This window comes from Lactobacillus delbrueckii subsp. delbrueckii DSM 20074 = JCM 1012, from assembly GCF_001433875.1.
GTDB lineage: Bacteria > Bacillota > Bacilli > Lactobacillales > Lactobacillaceae > Lactobacillus > Lactobacillus delbrueckii.
In genome coordinates, this window is record NZ_AZCR01000110.1 from 1 (window position 1) to 1,968 (window position 1,968).

The window sequence follows — 1,968 nt, forward strand, 5'->3', positions numbered from 1 at the left end:
CTTGACTTCATACGTCTACAGCCACGCCATCGGCAAGTACATCAGCCGGACTACTTACAGCCAAGTTTACCAAGGCAAGACTGTTAAGGTTTCAACTGCCAGCTTGAAGAAGGGTGACCTCCTCTTCTGGGGTTCCAAGTTTTCCCCATACCACGTGGGTATCTACGTTGGGGGCGGCCAATACGTGCACGCCGCTACGCCAAGCCAGGGTGTCCGTAAGCAATACCTGAGCTCCTACTTCTGGCCATCAACTGCCAAGCGGATTATCTAATTAGCAAACTTCAAAATGATCAAATCAGCGTCCTTGAGGCACTCGCCTCAGGGGCGTTTTTTCTTTGCCTTTTTGGCCTGTAGATTAAAAGCAAAAGCTGGACTTTTAAGGGAAGGATTTACGGAAAGCAAAGTATGTCAGCCCTTACCTGGCCTGGAAAGGCGGGAGAAAATTAAATAGTTAAGAAGTTGAAGGAAAGGGTTGTAAATGAGAAGGGGGATTAAATAAAATAGGGGAAATTATTGAAAAAATAAAGTAAAGTCCTAGAAAAGAAGGTATTCAAGATGAGAATTGCGTGTTACGGCGTTAGGCCGCTTGAAAGAAGTTATTTTGAAAAACTGAACAAGTATGACTACGACTTGAAGCTCATTCCTGAATACTTGAACCGGGAAAATGTAGTACAAGCAGAAGACTGCGACGCCGTCCTGGTCCGGGGCAACTGCCTCTGTGACCGGACCAACCTGGAACAGTTTAAGAACTACGGGATCTCCTGGGTCTTCACCCGGTCAGTCGGCGTGGACCGCTTCGACCTGGAAGCCGCTAAGGACTTGGGCATCTCCGTTGCCCGGGTGCCAAACTACTCCCCATACGCAGTAGCCAACCTGGCCTTTACCCTGGGCCTGACTTTGTCAAGACACGTTGGTGAAGCTGCCCATCATGTCCATGAACAGGACTTTGGGATGCATCCGGACTACTTCGCTACGGAATTCAACCGTTTGAAGGTCGGCATCTACGGGGCCGGCAAGATCGGGGCAGTTGAAGGCAAGATGTGGCAGGCTCTGGGCGCCGAAGTTTATACCTATGACCCATTCCCATCTGACTTAGCCAAGCAATACTGCACTTTTGTAAGTGAAGACGAACTGCTGGCAACTTGTGACATCGTTTCTGTTCACATGCCATACTTCCCAGGCAAGAACGACAAGCTGATGAACGCTGAATTCATCGCTAAGATGAAGGAAGGGGCAGTCTTGGTCAACACGGCCCGGGGCGAACTGGCTGATGAAGCAGCCATCGCCGCTGCTGTCTCCAGTAACCACCTGTCTGGCTACGGCGCTGATGTGGTTTCCAACGAAAAGAAGATCATGGGCCACAAGTTTGACTGTGAAAGCGACGTGCCGGACCAGGAAGTCCAGTCCTTGATGGACCTTTACCCGCGGGTGCTCTTGACTCCGCACATGGGATCCTTTACTGAACCAGCCTTGGAAGACATGATCTCCTTGTCATTTAACAATTTCCATAACATGGCCACTGAGGGGGCAGTTGATGCCCGCAATGAAGTCGTGGCTGCACCGGAAAGCTCCACTTCCGCATCTGAGAAGCTGCGGGCTTAATAAATTAAGGTTCTGGCCCCTTGCCAGGGCCTTTTTTTACGGAAAAATTGCAGGATGTTAAAAAATGCAAAGGCTTATTAAAGAAACTGCAAACGGTCTGTAAGTTTCCTGTAACACTCATCGGCTATGATATAAGCATCGAGAAAAGAGAAAGAGAGTTACAACGTAATGAAGCAGTTTAAGCAGATCTTAGTAAAATTGACCTTAGCCCTGGCCCTGGTTGTGCCAATCGCCGTTCAGGCAAACAGCCACCAGGCCCAGGCAGCAAGCGTGACGACCAAGCGGAACAAGGTCGTCTCCCTGGCCAAGAAGCAAGTCGGCAAGCGTTACGTTTACGGGGCAACCGGTCCTAACGCCTTTGACTGC

2 protein-coding genes and 1 pseudogene are annotated in these 1,968 nt (G+C 49.8%); all 3 read left to right on the top strand.

Features of this window, described 5'->3' with window-relative positions; translation table 11 throughout:
• Nucleotides 1–271: C40 family peptidase (locus FD23_RS08620; RefSeq protein WP_162252828.1), on the top strand; the 271-nt coding region annotated here is incomplete at its 5' end.
• Nucleotides 272–555: 284 nt separating this feature from the next.
• Nucleotides 556–1,602 carry a 2-hydroxyacid dehydrogenase gene (locus FD23_RS08625; protein ID WP_052933790.1) on the top strand — a complete coding sequence of 349 codons (1,047 nt, stop codon included), beginning with the start codon at nucleotides 556–558 and terminating at the stop codon, nucleotides 1,600–1,602.
• Between the two features lie 168 nt (nucleotides 1,603–1,770).
• Nucleotides 1,771–1,968: pseudogene (locus tag FD23_RS08630) on the top strand (C40 family peptidase); the annotation flags it as partial.